Origin of the sequence: Sphingomonas sp. (assembly GCF_017744835.1) — a bacterium.
In the GTDB taxonomy this organism is placed as follows: domain Bacteria; phylum Pseudomonadota; class Alphaproteobacteria; order Sphingomonadales; family Sphingomonadaceae; genus Sphingomonas.
In genome coordinates this window covers 766,948-788,195 of sequence record NZ_JAGIAM010000003.1, presented here as the reverse complement: position 1 = coordinate 788,195, position 21,248 = coordinate 766,948, and the positions used below count along the sequence as shown (strand labels likewise).

Here is a 21,248-nt window from a genome sequence, read left to right as displayed (position 1 = left end):
TCGTTCCGCCGCCCGAGGAGGGTTCCCCCTTTATCCCTGGCGCACCGTCAGAAGTTGACGTTGAGCGTCGCGAGCAGCCGCTTGCCCGCGCGATAGACGCCGCGCGGCAGGCGCTGGGTGTTGGCATAGGCGTAATATTCGCTGTCGGTCAGGTTCATGCCCGAGAGCGTCAGGCCGATGTTCTCGGTGACGTTGTACGTGACCGAAGCGTCCAGATTGGCCGCGTCGCGCACGTACATCTGGTCGCCGCGGTCGATGCCGGTGAAATATTTGGAGCGCCAGGTATAGGTGACGCGTGCCGCGAACGGGCCGCTCTCGAAGAACGGGCTCAGGCTCGCCTGATGCTTCGAATTATACGGCAGGTCCGCGCCGTCGATCCCCTGGCCGTCCGAATAGGTGTAGTTGGCGAGGAGGCCGAAGCCGAGCGGCAGGTTCTGCTGATAGGCGATCGCAAAGCCTTTCACGTCGGCGGAGCCGGCATTGTACGGGCGCGAGATCTGGTAAGTGGTAACTCTGCCCTGCGACTGGTTGAAGAACTGCTCGGGGCCGGAGCGCCGCAGGATGTAGTTGCTGATGTCCTTGTAGAAGACCTCGGCTGCCAGCACGGCGTGCGGCGCGAAATACCATTCGAGCGATGCGTTAAAGTTCGCCGATTTGTACGGCTTGAGGTCGGGGTTGCCGCCCTCGCCGGTCAGGATGCCGTCCGACAGCCAGAAGAAGTTGGTCATGTCCGCATAGTTCGGCCGGGCGATCACCTGCGCCGCGGCGAAGCGAAAGAGCAGGTCCTGCTTCAGGTTGATCGCGAAGTTCAGGCTGGGGAGCACATTGTCGTAGCTGCGGCGGGTGGTTTCCAGGTTCCAGTTCGCCTCGCTGTTGCACGGGGTGCCGGTCTCGCACACCAGGCCGGCGCTGGTGGTATCGGTGTGGACGTAGCGCACGCCGAAATTGCCGCGCACGCCTTCGGTCTCGATGTTCACCTGGCCGTAGACCGCATGGATGTCCTCATCGACTTCCCAGTTGCCCGCCGCGAATTCGGGCGCGGCGAAGGGTGAGGGCGTCGGCAGCGTGCGGCCCTCCAGGAACCCTACCATCGCCGGGCCGCTGATGATGAAGCGGTTGGCCATCTGGTCGTTGATACCGTTGAAGCCCGACAGGTAATTGTCGGCCACCTGCCTGGGATCGAATTGCCCCGCCGGCACGGCAAGGCCGCCCAGCGCGATTCCGGCATATTGCTGCGCGGCTTCGTGGCGGCGGAACTTGTAGCCGAGCTGGACGCGTCGGACGGCCCCGTCCAGGTCGAAGCCGAGGTCGGCCTGGGCGAAGCGTTCCTTGTCGCTGGTAGGCTTGCTGACGGTGTTGCCGCTCCAGCCCGGATCGGTGACGAACGCCGCGGGATTGCCCTGCACGTCGGTGGTGTAGCTGAGCGAGCCGGGGCTGTCGGGTGCGCCCGAGATGTCGACGGTATAGTCCGCCCAGTTCAGGAACTCGAGGAACACCTGGCGCTTGGTGCCGCCGTTCGCGTCGGAGAGGCCGGCTTCCAGGTTGAGGTCCCAGGTGCCGCCGTCCCAGCCGATCTTGCCGTGATAGGTGTCGGACTGCATTTCGGCTTCGCGATACTGTACGTCGAGCACGCTCAGCCCGTTGTGGAGCGTCGCGCTGGTGACGACGCCGTCCTGCACCTGGATGCCGGTCAGGGCGCCCAGGCTGTTCCAGGTGTTGCCCTGGAAGGCGTACATCGACTGGTTGAGGTTGTCGTAGGTCGCATCGATCTTGAGCCAGTTGAACTCGAGCGTGAGCTCGTCGACCGGCTTCCACTGCGCGGTCGCCGAATAGGTGAGGCGCTCGCGGCCCTGTTCGAAATAGGACGTGCCGAACGCATTGGGGCTGCGGGCGTCGAGGTTGGCCGTCAGGGTGGCGGCGCAGCTGCCGGTGCAGCCGAGATTGCGCGAATCGACCGGATTATCGGGATTGCCCCCGGCCCATTGGTTGGCCGCCATCGTGCCGTAGCTTTCCAGGCCATCGCGGCGCAGCCGGTCCTTGGCGCGCTGGAAGGAGGCGAGGATGCCGAAGGTCCGGGCTTCGTTGCGCCAGCTGACCAGCGCCGAGCCCTGGATGTCGCCCTTCTCGGAACGCGTGTTGTAGAGATAGCCGAGCGAGCCCGCGATCGTCAGCGGCTCCAGGTCGAGCGGCTTGCGCGTCACCACGTTGACCGTGCCGCCGATCGAACCCTCGTCGATCCGCGCCTCGGGCGACTTGTAGACGTCGACGCGGCCGACCAGCTGCGGCGCGAGCAGCGCGTAGTTGAAGGTGCGACCCGGCGAATCGAGGATGAACCAGTCGGCCGAAGCGACGGTCTGTCCGTTGAGCAGGGTGCGGTTGAGCGCCGGGTCGGTGCCCAGGATCGACACTTTCTCGCCCTGGCCGAACTGGCGATCCACGGTGACGCCCGGCACCAGCGTCAGCGCCTCGGCGACATTGGTGTTGGGGAATTTGCCCACGTCCTCGGCCGACACCGAGTCGACGATGGCATCGGCGTTGCGCTTGGTGTCCAGCGCGGCGGCAAGCGCGGCGCGGTAGCCGGTGACGACGATGTCCTCCTGCGAATCCGCGGCGGCGTCATCGGCCGGTGTCTGCGTGGTTTGCGCCTCGGCGGCGGTGGCAAGAAGCGCCAGGCCGCTGGCGGTGGCTGCGAGAAGTCCCCGAATCCGCATGTCTCTTCCCCTCTTCCGAAATCTCGGTGGTATGCCTGTTGTTGTACCAGTTACATACCAATAACTAGACCATCCGTCAGAGGTCCTGAGCCGTCAAGAGGGATTCTTTCACAATTATGACCAAGGCCGCTACATTTTTTGCTGGCGCGTGGTATCTAATTGGTATTAGTGTTGCGTCCGAAGCCCTTACGCCCAATGGTGGGAGCCGAAATGCCGCTTCTGGCCGAAAAGATTAACGTGCTCGATCAACCTGGTGGGGGTCCCCTCTACCGGCGGCTGGAGGATGCGCTGCGCACGGCGCTGCGCGACCAGGTGCTCAAGCCCAACGAGGCGCTTCCGGCCGAGCGCGACCTTGCCGCCGAGCTCTCGGTGTCGCGAATCACGCTGCGCAAGGCGCTCGATGCGCTGGTCGAGGAGGGGCTGCTCATCCGCCGCCACGGCGCAGGCACTTTCGTCGCCGGGCGCGTCGAGAAGCAGTTCGCCAAGCTCTCCTCCTTCTCCGAGGACATGGTCGCGCGCGGGCGCACGGTGCGTAGCGAATGGCTGGGCAAGACCGAGGGCCAGGTGACACCCGACGAGGCGCTGACGCTGGGTCTCAGCCCGGGCACGCCCGTCTACCGCTTCCACCGCATCCGCTTCGCTGACGACGTGCCGATGGCGATCGAGCATGCCGTGGTCCCCGGCTTCGGCCTCGACGGCGCTTCGGTGGTCGAGAGCTCGCTCTATGCCGCGCTCGAAGCGAACGGCAACCGGCCGGTGCGCGCGCTCCAGCGGCTGCGCGCAGTGTTGTTCGATGCCCGCCAGGCGAAGCTGCTCGAGATCGAGGCAGGGGCGCCCGGACTCTACATCGAGCGGCGCGGCTTCCTCGCCGACGGGCGCGTGATCGAGGCGACGCAGAGCTGGTACCGCGGCGACGCCTATGATTTCGTCGCCGAACTCGACGCCCGGGCCTGAGGATGGTCGAGCCCTCCACGACGCGCATGTTCGCCGAAGCCGCCGAAGCCGGCGATGCGGTCGCGCGCCAGCTCGCCGCCAATCGTGACGCGGTGGCGGCGCTGGCCGAGCGGTTGCGGACCCAGCCTCCACGCGGCGTCGTTACGTGCGCGCGCGGCAGCTCGGACCATGCGACGACCTTCGGTCGCTATCTGATCGAGACGCATCTCGGCCTTCTGACCACTTCGGCCTCCCCGTCGGTGGCCTCGGTCTACGGCGCATCGCCCGACTATTCGGGCATGCTCGCGATCGGCGTGTCGCAGTCGGGCCGCAGCCCGGACATCCTCGCGGCGATGCGGGCCGCGCACGAAGCAGGCGCGCACCGGCTCGCACTGGTCAACGTGGCGGACTCGCCGCTCGCGCTCGAGGCCGAGACCTGCTTGCCGCTCCACGCCGGCCCCGAACTTAGTGTGGCGGCGACCAAATCCTACATCGCCGCCGTCGCAGCCTTCATCCATCTCGTCGCGGCCTGGAGCGGTGACGAGCTGCTGCTCGCCGCGCTCGACGAATCCGCGGCGCTCCTCCGCCAGGCGTGGGAAGCGGACTGGTCGCCGCTGGTCGAGCGGCTCGCCGGCGCGCGCGGGCTCTACGTCATCGGCCGCGGGCTGGGCTTCGGCATCGCGCAGGAGGCTGCGCTCAAGTTCAAGGAGACCTGCGGCCTCCACGCCGAGGCATTCAGCGCCGCGGAGGTCCGTCACGGCCCGATGGCGCTGGTCGGGGCCGATTTCCCGCTGCTCGTGTTCCGCCAGGGCGACGCGACTGCCGATGGCGTGGACGAGCTGGTCGCCGACGTCGTCGCGCGCGGAGGCGAGGTGCTGGTCAGCGGCGGCCATGTGCCGGGCGCAATCCAGCTGCCGCACCCGAACGCGCATCCCGCGATCGAGCCGATGCTGCAGATCCAGGCCTTCTACCGCGCGGCGAACGCGCTATCGCTGCGCCGCGGCTTCGATCCCGATCGCCCGCCGCAGCTCGCCAAGGTGACCGAGACCCTTTGATGCGCAAGGCTCTGGTCCCCGACCGCGTGCTCGTAGACGGCGAGTGGCTGGATCGCACCGCCGTGGTGATCGACGGCGCGCGCATCGCCGCGATCGTGCCAGAGGCTGCGCTGGACGGGGAGGGCGCGATCGAGCGCGAGCGCCTGTCCGGCAGCCTCGTGCCGGGCTTCATCGACGTTCAGGTGAACGGCGGCGGCGGCGTTCTGTTCAACGACCAGCCCAGCGTGGAGGGAATTGCCGCGATCGCGGCGGCGCACCGGCGCTTCGGCACCACGGGTTTCCTGCCCACTTTGATCAGCGACGATCTCGAGGTGGTCCGGCGCGGCGTTGCGGCGGTCGATGCCGCAATCGAGGCCGGCGTGCCCGGCGTACTCGGCATCCATATCGAGGGGCCGTTCCTCAATGTCGAGCGCAAGGGCATCCATTCGGCGGGCAAGATCCGCGCGCTCGACGAAGAGGGCTTGGCAGTGCTCACGTCGCTGCGGCGCGGCCGAACGCTCGTCACGCTCGCGCCCGAGTGCACGTCGCCGGCGATGATCCGGCGGCTCGCCGATGCCGGAGTGATCGTCGCGGCCGGGCACACCGATGGCAGCTACGAGGATGCGAGCGCCGCGATCGACGCGGGCGTGCGCGGAATCACGCACCTGTTCAATGCCATGTCGCCGCTCGGTGCGCGCCGTCCCGGCGTGGTGGGCGCGGCGCTCGAGCGCGACGAAGTGACCTGCAGCGTCATCGTCGACGGCCATCACGTCAGCGCGACGGCGCTCAAGCTGGCGCTGCGCTGCAAGCCGCGCGGCAGGATCATGCTGGTCACCGACGCGATGCCGCCGGTGGGCACGGGCCTTTCGGAATTCCAGCTGCAGGACAAGCGCATCCTGGTGCAAGGCGACGTGCTGACCGACGCGGCCGGAACGCTGGCCGGCTCGAACCTCGACATGGCCGGCGCGGTCCGCAACGCCGCATCGCTGCTTGCCCTGCCGCTGCCGGAAGCAGTCGCCATGGCCAGCGAAGTGCCTGCGGCTTTCCTCGGGCTAGGCGAAGTCACGGGCCGGATCGCGCCCGGCCTCGCCGCCGATCTCGCGCTGATCGAAGGCGATGTCGGGGTCGCGACGACCTGGATCGCCGGTGTTGGTTTGGGGACGGATCGCTACTGAAGCGTAAGGCTTCAAGTCGAGCGGGTCGCGTCCGTGATCGGATCGAGCTCGCGCGCGTCGGGGCTGCGCGAGCGAGGCAGCGAGCCGGTCTGGCGCTCGATGCGGCGATGGATCACCGGGTCCGCATTGTCGATGTGCAGCTGGCGCAGCGCCTCGCTGTTGGCGTCGTCGGCGTGCGTGCGGCGGCGATTGTGCCGCACATATTCGACCCAGGTCGAGACATGGTAGCGCTCGATCCACAGCTGCGGATCGCCCAGGTCGCGCAGCAGCGCCCAGTGCCGCGCCCCGTCGCGCATGCGGATGCGGCGCCGCTCGCTCATCACGGCAAGGAAGGCGTCGACGTCCTTTTCGGCGATGCGGTGCTCGATCGTGATGACGATCGGGCCGCTGCGCGCCTCGACCGGGACTGCGGTGTGCGGCTCCTCCCAATTGTCGCGGGCGTCCATGTTCAGCTGGCTGATCGGCGCAAGGCGCCAGAACCGCCCCGCGACGACGCTCAGCAGCTGCACGCCCGCCGCGATGAGCAGCGCGGTTCCGGCGCCATGGTCCGTCGCGATCGTGCCGAACGCCCAGCTTCCGAACGCCATGCCTCCGAAGGCGCACATCTGGTACAGCGCCAGCGCCCGTGCCACGACCCAGCGCGGCGAGGCCATCTGGACGCTCATGTTGAAGGTCGACAGCGCCAGCACCCATCCGGCGCCGCACAGTGCCAGCGCGACCAGCGCCGGCGCCATGTGCCCGCTCACGCCGGTAGCCGCGGCGCCGAGCGCCAGCCCCAGCGCCGCCAGGCTGACCAGGCCCTCGATCGAAAGCCGCCTTCGGATCCAGCGGCTTCCGAATGCCCCGCCCACCGCGCCGAGCCCGAACCCGCCGAGCAACAGGCCGAAGGTCAGCGGACCGCCGCCGACGATGTCGCGCGCCACCACCGGCATTAGGGCGGGCACGGCGCTGGCGGCGAAGCCGAACAGCGCGGCGCGTCCCAGCACAGTGCGGATCGGCGGCGACAGCGCGACATAGCGGATTCCCGCTTGCATGGCGTCGCCGATGCGCTCGCGCGGCAGGCGGGAGGGAGGCAGGTCCGGGCGCCAGCGCGCGAGCACGCCGATCAGCCCCACATAGCTTAGCGCGTTGACCAGGAAGGCCGTCGCTGCACCCGCCGCAGCCACGATCGCGCCGCCGACCGCCGGGCCCACGCTGCGGGCCACGTTGAAACCCATGCTGTTGAACGCCACCGCGTCGGGCAGGATCGCGCGCGGCACCATGTCGCCGACCGATGCCTGCCACGCCGGTCCGTTGATCGCCGTCCCGCAGCCGATCAGGAAGGTGAAGATCAGGAGCAGCCACGGCGTGAGCACGCCCGCCCAGGCGCCGGCAGCGAGCAGCGCCGACACGACCAGCATGAACGTCTGCGCGGCGAGCATCACGCGGCGGCGGTCGAGATTGTCGGCGACCGCGCCTGCCCAGAGCGAGAGCAGCATGATCGGCAGGCTGGTCGAAGCCTGTACCAGCGCGACCATCCGCGGTGAGCCGCCGAGGTTGATCATCATCCACGAAGCGCCGACCGACTGGATCAGCCCGCCGAAGTTCGATGCGAGGCTGGCGATCCAGACCGATCGGAAAAGCGGGATGCTGAACGGAGAGTCGTGCTCGTTGCTGGCGCGCATGACCGTTCAATACATCAGCGCCTGCACCGATCCACACCCGCAACGAGTTTACGAGAGGTCGCGGGGGGCGGCGAGCAGGCCGCACCGCACCGCATCCGCCCGGCCGCGGCTATGCGCGCTCGCGGCTGGTTGCCTGCGCGATCGCGGCCATGAGCTCATCGGCCTTGATCGGCTTCTGGATGACCACGGCTGCCGGGTGCCGCTCGCGAAGCTCGTCGGCATAGGCCGTGATGAAGACGACCGGGATATCGCGCCGCGCGCAGATCGCCTCGACTGCCCTGAGCCCGTCGCCCGGCAGCAGCCGTACGTCCGCCGTGATCAGGTCGATCTTGGCGTCCTGGGCACCCGCTATGGCGGCGTCTTCCGACCGGGCGAAGCCGAAGGAAGTGAAGCCGGCGTCCTCCAGCATGTCCCTCAGGTGCTGGCTGATCAGATAGTCATCTTCGACGATGAAGGCGTGCATACTCAATTACTCGCTGTCAGCCGTCAGATGGACGGCCGCTTCACCGGCGGCAAGCCGCCACGCCTTGAACGAGCCACAGCTGAGCGCAGATCCATGGCACAGGCGCGTCCGCCAGGCGCAGGCCGGCCATCCCAGCCGATCAGGTGACGCCGCTTGGTTTCGATCGTAGATCAGAGCGCATGAACAGGAACATCTCGGTCGAGCGTCCGACCTTCGTCACGCATCTCGAATGCTCGCTCACCGGCGAGATCTATGCCGCGGACACGCTGCACGGCCTTTCGCGGGCTGGCCGGCCGCTGCTGGTCCGCTACGATCTGGACGCTCTGGGCCGGGCGCTGTCCCGCGCGAGCCTCGAAGCGCGGGAAACCGATCTCTGGCGCTGGCGCGAGCTGCTGCCGGTGCGCCGGCTCGAGAACATCGTCTCGCTCGGCGAGATCGAGACTCCCCTCGTGCCGATCCCGCGCTCGGGCGGCGCCAAGGTGCTCGTGAAGGACGAAGGCCGGCTGCCTACCGGTTCGTTCAAGGCGCGCGGACTGGTGACGGCGGTCAGCATGGCGCGCGAGCTGGGCGTCACGCGCATCGCGATGCCGACCAACGGCAACGCCGGCGCGGCATTGGCCGCCTATGCGGCGCGCTGCGGGATCGAGACGGTGATCCTCTGCCCCGAGGAAACGCCCGAAGTGAATGTGCGCGAGATGGCGGCGCAGGGAGCGCGCGTCTGGCGCGTGAACGGCCAGATCGACGATTGCGGCGCGATCGTCGGCAGGGGCGCGGCCGAAGGGCGCTGGTTCGACTTTTCGACCCTCAAGGAGCCCTATCGGATCGAAGGCAAGAAGACGATGGGACTGGAGCTCGCCGCGCAGTTCGGCTGGGAGCTTCCCGATGCGATCTTCTACCCGACCGGCGGCGGCACGGGGCTGATCGGCATGTGGAAGGCATTCGACGAGCTCGAGCGCCTTGGCTGGATCGGGCCCGAGCGGCCGCGCATGTATGCGGTGCAGGCGTCGGGCTGCGCGCCGATCGTCCGCGCGTTCGAGCAAGGCGTCGAACATGCCGAGCGCTGGGAAAACGCCGCCACCGTCGCCGCCGGCATCCGCGTGCCGCGCGCAGTGGGCGATTTCCTGATCCTGCGCGCGGTACGCGAATCGGGCGGTCGCGCGCTCGCGGTCGACGATCCCGCGATCCTCGCCGCCGTCGACGCCGCCGCGCGGGAGGACGGGCTGCTGCTCTGCCCGGAAGGCGGCGCGACGCTGGCGGCTTATCGACAGGCCCTGAGCGACGGCATCGTCGGCGAAGGCGAACGCGTGGTGCTGTTCAATTGCGCCACGGGGCTCAAGTACCCGATGCCTCCCGCCGGCGAATGGCTCGACCGGAACGCGCCCGTCGATCTCGAAGCCCTGTGAGGGGGTGGCGTCACGCGGATCGTCCCTGCCGAGAAGTTGGATTTTCCTACTGACTAGATAGGGTATCTTGCCTCTGCGTCCGCAGTGAGGTCTCAAGGACCTTGAGTTTTGCGAGTGTAGTCATGAGTCTCGATATCCGCCCTCGATCCCTAGGCTTTGGTACCCAGGTGCTGCTCGGCATGGGGACCGGGTTGGCGCTGGGCCTGCTCGCGCGTGGCGCCGAGCCGGCGGTCGCGACCGCACTCGGAGAGACGCTGCACACGCTCGGCCAGATCTTCGTCCAACTGCTGAAGGCGCTGGTGCCGCCGCTCGTCTTCACGGCAATCGTCGCTTCGATCGCGGCGCTGCGCGACCTCGAGAATGCGGCCAGGCTGGTGGCGCAGACTTTGCTCTGGTTCGCTGCCACCGCGCTCATCGCAGTCTCGATCGGCATCGTCCTGGGGCTGGTCATCCAGCCCGGGCTGCACGCCGGGATCGATCCCGCGGCGGCCAAGGCGCCCTCGAGCACCGGCTCATGGCTCGATTTCCTGAAGGGCCTGGTTCCGGCCAATTTCCTCGGGCTGACCGCCTCGACCGCGCTCGTCGACGGCAAGCCGGTGACGTCGCTGTCGTTCAACGTCCTCCAGATCATCGTCGCGGCGATCGCAGTCGGCGCGGCGGCGGTGCGGATCGGCGAGCAGGGCAGGGCGTTCCTCGCCTTCAACGCATCGGCGCTGACGCTCTTCCGGCGGCTGCTGCGCTGGGTGATCGCGCTCACGCCGATCGGCACTGCCGCGCTGATCGGCGACGCCGTGATCCGCTACGGGTGGGACGCGCTGGGGGCGCTCGGTTCCTTCACCGGCGCCATCTACCTCGGCCTCGCGCTGGTGCTGTTCGTCGTCTACCCGCTGCTGCTCGCTGCGCATGGGCTCAGCCCCTTGCGGTTCTTCGCTGCCGCCTGGCCTGCGATCCAGCTCGGCTTCGTGTCGCGCTCGTCGGTCGGCACGCTGCCCGTCACCGAGGAAGTGACCGAGCAGCGCATCGGCGTGCCCCACGCCTATGCCGCCTTTGCCGTGCCGCTCGGCGCCACCACCAAGATGGACGGCTGCGCGGCCATCTATCCGGCGATCTCGGCGATCTTCGTGGCGCAGTTCTTCGGCTTGTCGCTGCACCTTTCGGACTATGGCCTGATCGCCTTTGTCTCGGTCGTCGGCTCGGCCGCGACGGCGGGGCTCACCGGCGCCACCGTGATGCTCACGCTCACGCTGTCGACGCTCGGGCTGCCGCTCGAAGGTGCCGGGCTGCTGCTCGCCATCGATCCGATCCTCGACATGGGCCGCACCGCGGTCAACGTCGCGGGCCAGGCGCTCGTCCCCACCATCGTGGCGAAGCGCGCCGGCATCCTCGACCTGGAGCGCTTCCGCGGCACGGCGGCACCCGTTCTCGAACCGGCCTTAACCCCAGCCTGAAGGTGATCGTTATGTCGCTCAAGCTCTTGGATATCATCCCCGATTTCACGCAGGAATCGACCGAGGGTCCGCTCAACTTCTACGGCTGGGCCGGCAAGGATTGGGTGGTGCTCTTCTCGCATCCCAAGGACTTCACGCCCGTGTGCACCACCGAGCTCGGCGCGGTCGCCCGGCTCAAGCCCGAGTTCGACAAGCGCGGCGTCAAGGTGATCGGGCTGTCGGTCGATCCGGTCGACCAGCATCTGCGCTGGGCAAGCGACATCGAGCGCACCCAGGGCGCGGCGCTCAACTTCCCGCTGATCGCCGATGTCGACAGGCGCGTGGCCGGGCTGCTCGACCTCATCCATCCCAACGCGTCGGACACCGCGACCGTGCGCAGCGTCTTCGTCATCGATCCGGCCAAGCGCGTGCGGCTGACGCTGACCTATCCCGCATCCACCGGGCGCAATTTCGACGAGATCCTGCGCACGATCGACAGCCTTCAGCTCACCGACCGGCACAAGGTCGCCACTCCGGCCGACTGGCAGCAGGGTGAGGATGTCATCATCCTCCCGTCGCTCGGCACCGAGGAGGCGCGGGCGCTGTTTCCCGACGGCTGGACCGAGCACACGCCCTATCTGCGCACGGTGGCGCAGCCCGGGTCCGCGGACTGAGCAGCGATGGCGGCGAACCTCCTCTCCTCGCCCTTCGCAGCGGAGATCGCGGATGCGGTCTCCGCGCTCAACGCGGCGCGCTCGGCCTGGCGGGAACGCCAGGTCGGGCGTCGGGGCGTCGCGCGCTTTCCGACGCCCGACACGCTCGCCCGCGCACTGGCGCATCTCTCCGCGGCGCTGTTCCCCGCGCGTCTCGGCGGGTTTCGGGGCGGCGCTGCCCGCGAGGACGATTTCGTCGCCGAACAACTCACCCAGGGGCTGGCGATCCTGCGGGAGCAGGTCGCGAGCGAGCTCGACTATTGGCAGGCCGAGGCGACGCAGCCTTTCGACTCCGATCAGAGCGACACGATCGTCCGGCTGTTCGCCGCGGCGCTGCCCGAGATCCGCGCGCTGATCGACGAGGATGTCGAGGCCGCCTTCGTCAGCGATCCCGCGGCCCGCAGCACCGACGAGATCTTGATCAGCTATCCCGGCGCGATCGCGATCCTGCACCACCGCATCGCGCATCAGCTGCACATGCTGGGCGCGGTCATCGTGGCGCGGTTCATTTCCGAGCTGGCCAATGCCCGCACCGGCATCGACATCCATCCGGGCGCGACGATCGGCCCGCGCTTCTTCATCGATCACGGCACGGGAGTGGTGATCGGAGAGACCGCGATCATCGGGAGCAACGTGCGCCTCTACCAGCATGTGACGCTGGGCGCGCGCAGCCCGCTCGGCCTCGCCACCCATGGCCCGCGCGAGCGCCTGGCACGTCATCCGATCGTCGAGGACGACGTGATCATCTATGCCGGCGCGACGATCCTCGGCCGCGTCACGATCGGCCGCGGCAGCACGATCGGCGGCAACGTCTGGCTGCTCGAGGACGTCCCGCCCCACAGCGTGCTCGTCCAGCCTCCCGCCACGCAGGCGAAAGACAAGGATGGCGCGATCGGAGCGAGGAGCGCCGGCCTGGCTGCATAGTCAGGCGCGGCTGACGTTAGGACAGAGGTTCGGACGCAGCGGGTGACGTGCCACAATCAACGTTCCACCCAGGACGAGCGGCGCCGCCAGCGCCAGCGGCTCGAACAGACCCTAGTGAAGCAGCATCATCAGCGCCGCGGGAATGCCGACCAGCATCCCGGCGCCGGGCGACAGCAGGTAGGGCTTCGTCGCCGGTCTCCCCGTGCGAGCTCGGCTCAGGCCGCCTCGGCGTGGCCGCCTTCCTGCGCGCCGAACATCGCCTTGGCGTAGACGATGCCGATGCCATAGCCGCCGGCATATTTGCGCGCGATGCCGGTGGTGAGGCCATAGGTCTCGCCGCGCGCCCAGTCGCGCTGGAGCTCGAGCAGATATTGGAGCGCGGTCATCGGCCGCGCGCCGCGCTGGATCATCCGCTCGACCGCGCGCTCGTGCGCCTCGCTCGAGACGTCGCCGCAGATGTCGGTGATGACATAGACCTCGGCACCCTGCTCGAGCGCCGAGAGGACCGGCCCGACGATGCAGACCGAGGTCCACAGCCCGCCGATGACGATCCGCTGCTTGCCGAGCGCGTTGACCCGGTCGATTACCGTCGCGTCTTCCCAGGCGTTCATCGTGGTGCGGTCGATGATCTCCGTACCGGGAAACGCGTCGAGCACTTCGTCGAAGAAGGGTCCCGAAAAGCCCTTGGCCGCAACCGAGGTCAGCACGGTCGACACGCCGAACCCGGCGGCGGCTTCGGACACCAGCCCGGTGTTGAGGCGCAGCACTGCGACATCCTGCGAGCGCACCGGGAATGCCATCTGCGACTGATGGTCGATCAGCATCAGCACGTGATTGTCGGGCGTGAGCAGGTCCGCGGCAGGGGCGGGGGTGAATGCGATGGACATGGGTCTCTCCCTCGTGGCGTTCGCGGTGCTGATGGACCCGCCGGGCGTCCGCTGCGATTTGCCCATGAGGTTGGAGAGCCGATACCTTGGTTTGATCTGCGGCCCCGCGGCCAAGTTCATGCTTGCGCAACCGCATCGCCGGGGGCGATGGGCGCTGCAGGGGCAGGCCGGGGCGGCGGCTTGCGGATGGCAGCGAATGTGACATGATCGAGAGGATGGCGAGCCCACCCTTGGATGCGCCCCTCAGCGGGCATTCCCCGGTGGCGTTCGACACGTCGGCGCTGGCCGATCTCGTGCCCGACAGCATCATCGTCACCGATGCGGAAGGCCGTGTGCTCCAGTGGAACGCGGGCGCGGGCGCGCTCTATGGCTTTTCGGTCTCCGAGGCTTGCGGGAAGCGGCTCGACGCGCTGCTCGCGAGCCGCCACCCGTTCGGCCTGGATGCGATCGCAGCCGAGCTTGTCGAGACCGGCAGCTGGCAGGGCGAGGTCTATCGCCGCGCGGCGGACGGTCGCGCGTTCTGCGCACAGGTGCGCCGGGTCGCCCGCCGGACTGCGGCGGGTGCCGCGGAAATCGTCGAATGGAGCCGCGACGCGGGCGAGGTCAGCCCCGGCGAAGTGGCGGCGCATCGCTACACCAATGTCTTCCACGCGATGGCGGCGTCCTTCTGGGAGCTGGACTTCGCGGACGTACGCAAGGCGATCGGCGATCTGGTCGCGGGCGGGGAGGCGGATCCGATCGGCCGGCTCCGCACCGATCGCGCCTTCATCGATCGCGCGATCGACATGGTGCGCGTCGTCGACGTCAACGAGAAGACGCTCGAGCTGTTCGGCATCGCCTCGCGCGAGGCCGCGCTTGCCGGGCCGATGAGCTGGGCCTGGCCCGAGGAGAGCCGGCACGTCTTCACCGAGTCCCTCGTGGCGGCGATGCAGCGCCGCGACAGCTTCAGTACCGAGACCGTGCTCGCGCGCACCGACGGCAGCCGGATCGAAGTGCTGTTCACCGTATGCTGGCCCGCCGACCACAAGGCGCAGGGCACGGTGCTGGTCGGCGTGACCGACATCACCGAGCAGCGGCGGGCGTTCCGTGAACTCGAAGCCAGCGAGCACCGCTATCGCGACCTGTTCCAGCACGTGCCGGTGGCGCTGCTCCAGCTCGACATGAAGCCGCTGATGGCGCGGCTGGAGGCGTTGGGGCAGGGAGGCGTCGAGGACTTGGCCGACTATGTCGAGAACACGCCCGAGTTCCTCGACGAAGTGCTCCAGCTGCCCCGGATCGAGCAAGCCAATGTCGAGGCGCTGCGCCTGTTCGGCGTCGACAGCGTCGATGCGCTCAAGGGCCCGATCGCCTGGGGATGGCACGAGCGGCCCGAGACGATCCGCCGGTCGCTCTGCGCGCGGCTGCGCGGAGAGCCGCGCTATTCGGAGGAGACCCGCGTCAATCGCCGCGACGGTTCGCCCATCGACGTGCTCTACACCATGACCTTCTCCGAAGCGCTGACCGATCGCGGGATCAACGTGGTCGGCTTCGTCGACATCTCGGATCGCGCGGTCGCCGACGAGGCGCTGCGCAAGAGCGAGCGGCGTTACCGCGACCTGTTCCACCATGTGCCCATGGCGCTGTGGCAGGTCGACACATCCGGGCTGGTCCAGCTGCTCGGCGACTTGCGGGCGCAGGGCGTCACCGATCTGTCGGCTCATATCGATGCGCATCCCGAGTTCTTGCGCGCCTGCATGGACGCAGCGACGGTGCAGGAAGTGAATGCCGCCACGGTCGAGCTGTTCGGTGCCGCATCGGCAGAGGAGTTCGCCGGGCACAGGGTGACCGAATATTGGGAGCTCAGCCCCGACACTTTCCGCCGATCGATCGAGGCGCGCTTCGCGGGTGCTCCGGGCTATGCCGAGGAGACCGTCCTCCAGGCGCAGAACGGCGAACGAGTGGAGGTGGTCTATTCGATTTCCTTCCTCCCCGCGCTGCAGGAGCTTGGCATCACGCTCATCGGGACGGTCGACGTGCGCGACCGCAAGCGCGCCGAGGCACGGCTGCGGCAGGTGCAGGCCGAATTCTCGCACGCCGCCCGGGTCTCGACATTGGGCGAGCTGACCGCATCGATCGCGCATGAGGTCAACCAGCCGTTGGCGGCGATCAGCGCCTTCGGCCAGGCGAGCCTGCGCTGGCTCCAGAAGCCCGAGCCCGACCTGCAGGAAGTGATGGCGCTCACCGGCGACATCGTCGCCGACGCCCGCCGCGCGAGCGACATCATCGCGCGCATCCGCGGCATGGCGCTCAAGCGCGATCCCGATCCGCAGCCGCTCTCCGTCAACGCGCTGATCGAGGAGTCGCTGCTGATCGTGCGGCACGAGGGGCTGGACAAGGGCGTGACGGTCGAGACCGTGCTTGGCGACGCATTGCCGCCGGTCATGGCCGATCGCGTCCAGCTTCAGCAGGTGGTGGTGAACCTGGCGATGAACGCGATCCAGGCGATGGCCGGAGCAGGCGTCCGCGAACGCGTGCTGACGGTGACCACGCGTGCGCATGCGGGCGAAGTCGAGATGCTGGTCGAGGACACCGGCGGCGGTATCGAGCCCGGGCATCTGGAGCGGCTCTTCTCCGGCTTCTTCACCACCAAGGAAAACGGCATGGGCATGGGGCTGCCGATCTGCCGCTCGATCGTCCAGGCACACGGCGGCCGCATCCGCGCGGAGAACAGCGGAAACGGCGCCCGCTTCACCGTCGCGTTGCCCACGGCCTGAGACCGGGCTGTATCGCTCCCCTCCCAACGCGCTCCCCTCCCTGTGTGCAGGGAGGGGCCAGGGGTGGGGTGCGCGTCTGCGCGCCTCAAAGACTCAGAGAGGGGGACGTGAAAGTCGACGCGCTTAGGCCGCGGCGCCGATCTTCAGCTTCTCGGCCATCTTGACGAGGTCGGCCAGGGTGCGCGCCTCCATCTTCTTCATGGCGGAGGCGCGGTAGAGCTTCACCGTGATCTCGCTGAGCCCCAGGTCGAAGGCGGCCTGCTTGTTGAGCCGGCCGGCGGTGACGAGCTCCATCACTTGCTTCTCGCGCGTCGACAGCGTCTCGTAGCGGCGCGTCAGCTCGTGGATCTTCCCGCTCGCCTCGAGCAGGCGGGCATGGCGCTCGACCGCGGCGCTGACGGCGTCGAGCAGGTCCTGGTCGCGGAAGGGCTTGGTGAGGAAGTCGACTGCGCCCGCCTTCATCGCCTGCACCGACATCGGAACGTCGCCATGGCCCGTGATCACGATCACCGGAAGGTCGATGCCGTGCGAGGCCAGCTGGTTCTGGAAGTCCAGTCCGCTCGTCCCCGGCAGCCGGACGTCGAGCAGCAGGCAGGAAGGGACGGGCGCGATCTCGGCGTCGAGGAACTCGCTGCAGGATTCATAGGTGACCGAATCGATCCCCACCGAGCGCAGCAGCGCGGCGATCGCGCGGCGTATCGAGGGGTCGTCGTCGACGACATGGACGATCGGGGCCTGCTCCATGCCCCCTTATTCTCCCGAACCGGCCGGGGCGGAAACAGTACCTTGGTATGACGGACCGGCCGGCGTCACCCCTGCAGCGCCCGAGTGACGCAGCGGAGCAGCTCCTCGGCGTCGAACGGCTTGCTGAGGAAGCAGATCGCGCCCGCCTCCATCGCGCGGGCGCGCAGCGCGGGCTCGGGGAAGGCCGTCATCACGATGATCGGCAACGCCGGATAGCGGCGGACGAGCAGCGCCTGCAGGTCGAGGCCGTTCATACCCGCCATCTGGATGTCGGTGATCACGCAGTCGAACCCGGGACCGGGGAGGGCGGCAACCAGCGCCTCGGCGCTTTCGAACAGCGCGACCGCATAGCCCATCGAGCGCAACAGGCTCGAGACGCCGGCCAGGATGGCGGTGTCGTCGTCGACGATGGCGATGCGCGGGGCGCCGGTCACAGGACCTCCTTCGGAAGCGCGATCGTGAAGGTCGCGCCCGCGCCGGGCTCGCTTCGCGCCAATAGGCTGCCGCCGTGCGCCTCGATCGTCGTGCGGCAGATCGAAAGCCCCATGCCCATGCCTCCGCCCTTGGTCGAATAGAAGGGCTCGAAGATGCGGCGCATGTCCTCCTGCGCGAAGCCCGGGCCGGTGTCCTCCACTGCGATGCGAATACCGTCGGCGCCGTGCGCGGCAGTCACCGCCAGCCGCCGCTCGGTCTCGATGTCGGCCATCGCCTGGATCGCGTTAAGCAGGATGTTCACCATGGCTTGCTGGAGCGGGATCGGCTCGCACCGGATCGAGCCGAGGTCGGTCGCGAGGTTGAGGCTGATGCTGATCCCGTGGCTATGCGCCTGGCGTTCGACCAGCCGCACCGATTCGCGAACGAGGGTGCGCACTTCCGCCGTTTCTTCCTTCCGCTCGTCGCGCTGGAGATAGGCGCGGGTCCGGTCGATCACGGCGCGCGCGCGTTCGGCCTCCGCGATCGCTGCCGCGGCCGCTTGTCGCGCCTCGTCGAGGTCCGGCTCGGGGCGGTCGAGCCACCGCAGGCAGGCCGCGGCGTTCGACGATATGGCCGCGAGCGGCGAGTTCACTTCGTGCGCGATCGAGGCAGTCAGCGCGCCGACGGTGGCGATCCGCTGCGTGCGCGCGATCTCGTCGCGCACGTTCGCCAGGCTGGTCTGGTCGCGCTTGTATGCGGTTACATCGAGGATGCTGACGATGACCTCGCGCAGCTCCTCGGGCCGGCGCGGGAGTGCTGCGGTAACCAGGCAGTCGAAGGGCTCGCCGTCGCATCGCTGGATGACGCTCTCCCCGACATAGGCCTGGTCGCCGCGCTCGAGCGCTTCCAGCCACCGGCCGAACGCCCGCGCGCTGCCCGGCAGGACCGCCGCGAGCGATCCGGTCAGTTGCTCCTCCGAGCCTGCGCGCATCAGCTCCAGCGAATAGCGGTTCACATCGGTGATCATCACCTCCGCATGCAGCGCCCGCGCTTCCTCGGGGCGTGCCGCGTACCAGGCGGTGACGTCCTCGACTCCCGCCTGGCGGAGGCGGGCGAAGGCCTTGCCGACCGGCGACCAGTCCTCCTTCCAGATCGAGATGCCCGCGCGGCCGAACAGGTCGGCATATTCGCGGCGGGCCCGCGCCAGGTCGCTGCGCATCCGCAGGTCGATCTTCCACGACCGGTAGAAGAATCCGAACGATGCTGCTCCGGCGGCAACGACGATGAGCCAGGCGGCGGCATGGTGGCCGTCTGCGTCGAGGATGAGCGCGCCGGCGATCAGCGCGGCGGAGAGCGATGCCGCCCCGACGAGCGTCCAGGCCTGATGCGCGGACCAGAACGGCAGGCGTTCGGATTCGACCTTGTACAGCGCACCTTCCCCCTCCGAGACCGGGCTGGGCATCAGGCGCGCATGTGCAGCGCCTTCCGGCTCCGGTTTCCTGTCGGCGGGGTTTTGAATCACTTTTTGGTCCAAGTCACGCCGCGGGTACCGATACTGGCCGCCGGCGGCGGGGGGCGCGATGCGTCCGGCGGACAGGGCACCCCTTGGTCGGCGGCTGGAGTCGTTGATTTCACGACCGACTTTGATGTGGAGCTACACCGCGAACAACTATACGATCGTTCAGCGACGCCCCTCATTGACACATCCGGGGCGATCGCAGTCCGGGGGGACTTTAAGTGCAGCATGTATTTTCCCTCTGGCCCAGCGACGCCACCGCCGCTCCGGGTCAGGGGCTCGATGCCGACGGCATGCCGCTGTGGGCGAGCGGACGCGACGGATGTACGCCGCAGCCGCGGTGGACCGGCCGCGACTGGTTGATGAGCGGCCTGATCGTCGTGCTGGTCGCGGCGCTCGCGCTCATCGTTCCCGCGGATGCCGCTTCCACGCTTGCCGCCGCGGGCCTCGCTGCGCTTGCGATCAGCCTCGCGATAGCGGGCCTCTTCTTCCACCGGCGCAAGGTGGGGGAGCTGCAGCGGCGCCTGGACGAATCGCTACGATGGAACGAGACCATCTTCGAGCGATCGGGCATCGCGCTGTGGCGCGAGGACTGGTCGGACGCCCGGGACGCGGTACTCCGCCTGCTGCGCTCCGGCGTGCGCGACGTGCAGGCCTATTTTGCCGCGCATCCGGACGAGCTTCGGGCGATCCGCCGTTCGGTGATCATCAAGGACGTGAATGGCTTCGCGGTGGTGCGGGCGGGCGCATCCAGCAAGGACGAGCTGCTCGGTTCGCTGGACCGGATCCTCCCCGATACCGATCAGACCTTCGTGCAATGGCTGATCGCCTTTGCGCGTGGAGACAGCCTCTATCGTTCGGAGACGCACCTCACGGCGGCGAATGGCGAAACCACGCACACGCTGTTCACCGCGGGCCTGCCCACCGACATGCGCGGATTCCAGGACATATTGGTCAGCGACCTTGACATCACCGAGTACAAGGCCACGCAGGAACGGCTCGCCAAGGCCGAGATCGAAGTCGCCCGCGCGGCGCGGGTGACGACGATGGGCGCGCTGTCCGCCTCGATCGCGCATGAGGTCAATTCGCCGCTTGCCGCCATCATCTCGAGCGCCGAGGCGACGCTACAATGGCTGGGCCGCGAGAAGCCGGACCTGGACGAAGCGGCGGCGAGCGTGCGCAACGTGCTCGACGCCGCGCGCCGTGCCAAATCGGTGGTGGAGAGCACGCGCGCCTTCCTGAGCAAATCGCCCACCACGCTCGGACGCCATGATATGGCGCGCCTGATTCACGAAGCCGTGAGGCTCGTCGACGGTGAGATCCGCGCGCTCGGCGCCTCGGTCCATATCGACGCGATAGACGGCGTGCCGCCAGTGCTGGCCGATGCAGTCAACATCCAGCAGGTCGTCGTCAATCTGGTACTCAACGCTGCCCAGGCGATGAACCGACAGAGCGGACCGCGCGACATCACGATCAGCGTTCGGCCCGACGATGCGCGCGTCCGCGTCGAGGTCTCCGACAAGGGCCCGGGTATCGGCCCAGCGACGATGAAGGCGATGTTCGACCCGTTCTTCTCGACCAAGCCCGGCGGGATGGGGATGGGCCTGGCGATCTGCCGCACCTGCATCTCGGCCTATGGCGGACGACTGTGGGCGACGAGCAGCGTGGGGGAGGGCTCGACCTTCCACTTCGACCTGCCCGTGGCGACCGGGGAGCAGCATGGCTGACCTGATCCGCTCGGCGACGCCGCCAGGCGCGCCGGTCGTGCACATCGTCGACGACGATCAGGGCCTTCGCGAGGCGCTGGTCCGGCTCGTGCGCTCGGTCGGCTACGAGGCGCGGCCGCACGGTTCGGTGAAGGCGTTCCTCTCGGCTGCGCGCGCTGCAGTGCCGAGCTGCATCCTGCTCGACGTGCGCCTGCCAGACATGAGCGGGCTGGAGCTGCAGGCCAACCTGGTGAAGGCGGGGATCGAGCATCCGGTGATCATGATGACGGGCTATGGCGACATCCCCATGTCGGTCCGGGCAATGAAGGCCGGCGCGATCGATTTTCTTACCAAGCCCTTCCGCGACCAGGACCTGCTCGACGCTGTCGCTGCGGCGACGGCGCGGGATCGGCTGCGGCTCGATCAGCAGCATGTCCGCTCCGAGCTCGACGCGCGGTACGGCAGCCTGAGCCAGAGGGAGCGCGAGGTGCTTGCCGGCATCGTCGACGGGCTGATGAACAAGGAGATCGCCGACCGGCTCGGCCTGAGTATCGTCACCGTGAAGGCGCACCGCGGCTCGCTCTCGCGAAAGATGGGCGCAGCCGGAGCCGCCGACTTGGTGCGCGCCGCCCAGTTGCTGGGGCTGGACGCGCGCTGAAATGGGGTCGTTCACCTATACGAACGTATGGTCTCGATTGAGGGACATTGGTAACGCGAGTAACGTTCAGGCCTGATCAGTCGCGATCGGAGCCAGGGTTTGTTCCAGCATTTCCATTCCAGC

Annotated in this window: 17 protein-coding genes; 10 read left to right on the top strand and 7 right to left on the bottom strand. The window is 68.3% G+C overall.

Annotated features, from left to right (window positions below; translation table 11 throughout):
• Positions 1-47 precede the first annotated feature (47 nt).
• Entirely contained in the window at positions 48-2,711 is a 2,664-nt protein-coding gene (locus J7500_RS11580) for a TonB-dependent receptor (protein ID WP_294061858.1), read from the bottom strand.
• A 210-nt stretch (positions 2,712-2,921) separates the two neighbouring features.
• Here J7500_RS11580 and J7500_RS11575 point away from each other — a divergent pair, with 210 nt between their 5' ends.
• The 3 genes from J7500_RS11575 to nagA are packed head-to-tail and all read left to right on the top strand — an operon-like array spanning position 2,922 to position 5,853.
• The gene (locus tag J7500_RS11575) at positions 2,922-3,665 is read left to right on the top strand and encodes a GntR family transcriptional regulator (RefSeq protein ID WP_294061857.1); all 744 of its coding nucleotides are present in this window, start codon (positions 2,922-2,924) and stop codon (positions 3,663-3,665) included.
• A 2-nt stretch (positions 3,666-3,667) separates the two neighbouring features.
• Complete coding sequence (locus J7500_RS11570) at positions 3,668-4,699, top strand: SIS domain-containing protein (RefSeq protein WP_294061856.1); 1,032 nt, start codon at positions 3,668-3,670, stop codon at positions 4,697-4,699.
• Positions 4,699-5,853, top strand: a complete 1,155-nt coding sequence (nagA, locus tag J7500_RS11565) for an N-acetylglucosamine-6-phosphate deacetylase (RefSeq protein WP_294061855.1) — start codon at positions 4,699-4,701, stop codon at positions 5,851-5,853. Before J7500_RS11570 ends, nagA begins: the two co-directional genes overlap by 1 nt.
• An 11-nt stretch (positions 5,854-5,864) precedes the next feature.
• Here the strand turns inward: nagA and J7500_RS11560 are convergent, their stop codons facing one another.
• Both J7500_RS11560 and J7500_RS11555 read right to left on the bottom strand, forming a co-directional pair.
• A complete protein-coding gene (locus J7500_RS11560; protein WP_294061854.1) occupies positions 5,865-7,517 on the bottom strand; it encodes an MFS transporter in 1,653 nt (550 codons plus the stop codon).
• 109 nt (positions 7,518-7,626) lie between these two features.
• Positions 7,627-7,980 (bottom strand): response regulator, encoded by a 354-nt coding sequence (locus J7500_RS11555; RefSeq protein ID WP_294061853.1) that lies wholly within the window; start codon positions 7,978-7,980, stop codon positions 7,627-7,629.
• Between the two features lie 179 nt (positions 7,981-8,159).
• Between J7500_RS11555 and J7500_RS11550 the strand changes: the two genes are divergently transcribed.
• The 4 genes from J7500_RS11550 to epsC all read left to right on the top strand — a co-directional run bounded on the left by J7500_RS11550 (position 8,160) and on the right by epsC (position 12,447).
• Positions 8,160-9,383, top strand: a complete 1,224-nt coding sequence (locus J7500_RS11550; RefSeq protein ID WP_294061852.1) for a threonine synthase — start codon at positions 8,160-8,162, stop codon at positions 9,381-9,383.
• A gap of 122 nt (positions 9,384-9,505) precedes the next feature.
• Complete coding sequence (locus tag J7500_RS11545) at positions 9,506-10,831, top strand: dicarboxylate/amino acid:cation symporter (RefSeq protein ID WP_294061851.1); 1,326 nt, start codon at positions 9,506-9,508, stop codon at positions 10,829-10,831.
• Positions 10,832-10,842: 11 nt separating this feature from the next.
• On the top strand, positions 10,843-11,484 hold the full coding sequence (locus J7500_RS11540; protein WP_294061850.1) for a peroxiredoxin: 642 nt from the start codon (positions 10,843-10,845) through the stop codon (positions 11,482-11,484).
• Positions 11,485-11,490: 6 nt separating this feature from the next.
• Positions 11,491-12,447 carry a serine O-acetyltransferase EpsC gene (epsC, locus tag J7500_RS11535; protein WP_294061849.1) on the top strand — a complete coding sequence of 319 codons (957 nt, stop codon included), beginning with the start codon at positions 11,491-11,493 and terminating at the stop codon, positions 12,445-12,447.
• Positions 12,448-12,662: 215 nt separating this feature from the next.
• On the opposite strand, the gene J7500_RS11530 is transcribed toward epsC, so the two are convergent.
• Entirely contained in the window at positions 12,663-13,334 is a 672-nt protein-coding gene (locus tag J7500_RS11530) for an isochorismatase family protein (protein ID WP_294061848.1), read from the bottom strand.
• Positions 13,335-13,594: 260 nt separating this feature from the next.
• Between J7500_RS11530 and J7500_RS11525 the strand changes: the two genes are divergently transcribed.
• Entirely contained in the window at positions 13,595-16,087 is a 2,493-nt protein-coding gene (locus J7500_RS11525; RefSeq protein WP_294061847.1) for a PAS domain S-box protein, read from the top strand.
• A gap of 123 nt (positions 16,088-16,210) precedes the next feature.
• Here the strand turns inward: J7500_RS11525 and J7500_RS11520 are convergent, their stop codons facing one another.
• The 3 genes from J7500_RS11520 to J7500_RS11510 all read right to left on the bottom strand — a co-directional run bounded on the left by J7500_RS11520 (position 16,211) and on the right by J7500_RS11510 (position 18,707).
• Positions 16,211-16,831: a response regulator transcription factor gene (locus J7500_RS11520; protein ID WP_294061846.1), complete on the bottom strand. Its 621-nt coding sequence runs from the start codon at positions 16,829-16,831 to the stop codon at positions 16,211-16,213.
• Positions 16,832-16,896: 65 nt separating this feature from the next.
• Positions 16,897-17,265, bottom strand: coding sequence for a response regulator (locus tag J7500_RS11515; protein ID WP_294061845.1), 369 nt, complete (start codon positions 17,263-17,265; stop codon positions 16,897-16,899).
• Entirely contained in the window at positions 17,262-18,707 is a 1,446-nt protein-coding gene (locus J7500_RS11510; RefSeq protein WP_294061844.1) for an ATP-binding protein, read from the bottom strand. The genes J7500_RS11515 and J7500_RS11510 overlap by 4 nt, the downstream gene beginning before the upstream one ends.
• Positions 18,708-18,982: 275 nt before the next feature.
• Here J7500_RS11510 and J7500_RS11505 point away from each other — a divergent pair, with 275 nt between their 5' ends.
• Positions 18,983-20,488 carry an ATP-binding protein gene (locus tag J7500_RS11505; protein ID WP_294061843.1) on the top strand — a complete coding sequence of 502 codons (1,506 nt, stop codon included), beginning with the start codon at positions 18,983-18,985 and terminating at the stop codon, positions 20,486-20,488.
• Positions 20,481-21,125: a response regulator gene (locus tag J7500_RS11500; RefSeq protein WP_294061842.1), complete on the top strand. Its 645-nt coding sequence runs from the start codon at positions 20,481-20,483 to the stop codon at positions 21,123-21,125. Before J7500_RS11505 ends, J7500_RS11500 begins: the two co-directional genes overlap by 8 nt.
• The last annotated feature ends 123 nt before the right edge of the window (positions 21,126-21,248 follow it).

Excerpts from the sequence above, each read along its gene's own strand:
- J7500_RS11580 (WP_294061858.1), bottom strand. The coding sequence starts at position 2,711 with ATGCGGATTCGGGGACTTCTCGCAGCCACCGCCAGCGGCCTGGCGCTT.
- J7500_RS11575 (WP_294061857.1), top strand. The coding sequence starts at position 2,922 with ATGCCGCTTCTGGCCGAAAAGATTAACGTGCTCGATCAACCTGGTGGG.
- J7500_RS11570 (WP_294061856.1), top strand. The coding sequence starts at position 3,668 with ATGGTCGAGCCCTCCACGACGCGCATGTTCGCCGAAGCCGCCGAAGCC.
- nagA (WP_294061855.1), top strand. The coding sequence starts at position 4,699 with ATGCGCAAGGCTCTGGTCCCCGACCGCGTGCTCGTAGACGGCGAGTGG.
- J7500_RS11560 (WP_294061854.1), bottom strand. The coding sequence starts at position 7,517 with ATGCGCGCCAGCAACGAGCACGACTCTCCGTTCAGCATCCCGCTTTTC.
- J7500_RS11555 (WP_294061853.1), bottom strand. The coding sequence starts at position 7,980 with ATGCACGCCTTCATCGTCGAAGATGACTATCTGATCAGCCAGCACCTG.
- J7500_RS11550 (WP_294061852.1), top strand. The coding sequence starts at position 8,160 with ATGAACAGGAACATCTCGGTCGAGCGTCCGACCTTCGTCACGCATCTC.
- J7500_RS11545 (WP_294061851.1), top strand. The coding sequence starts at position 9,506 with ATGAGTCTCGATATCCGCCCTCGATCCCTAGGCTTTGGTACCCAGGTG.
- J7500_RS11540 (WP_294061850.1), top strand. The coding sequence starts at position 10,843 with ATGTCGCTCAAGCTCTTGGATATCATCCCCGATTTCACGCAGGAATCG.
- epsC (WP_294061849.1), top strand. The coding sequence starts at position 11,491 with ATGGCGGCGAACCTCCTCTCCTCGCCCTTCGCAGCGGAGATCGCGGAT.
- J7500_RS11530 (WP_294061848.1), bottom strand. The coding sequence starts at position 13,334 with ATGTCCATCGCATTCACCCCCGCCCCTGCCGCGGACCTGCTCACGCCC.
- J7500_RS11520 (WP_294061846.1), bottom strand. The coding sequence starts at position 16,831 with ATGGAGCAGGCCCCGATCGTCCATGTCGTCGACGACGACCCCTCGATA.
- J7500_RS11510 (WP_294061844.1), bottom strand. The coding sequence starts at position 18,707 with ATGCCCAGCCCGGTCTCGGAGGGGGAAGGTGCGCTGTACAAGGTCGAA.
- J7500_RS11500 (WP_294061842.1), top strand. The coding sequence starts at position 20,481 with ATGGCTGACCTGATCCGCTCGGCGACGCCGCCAGGCGCGCCGGTCGTG.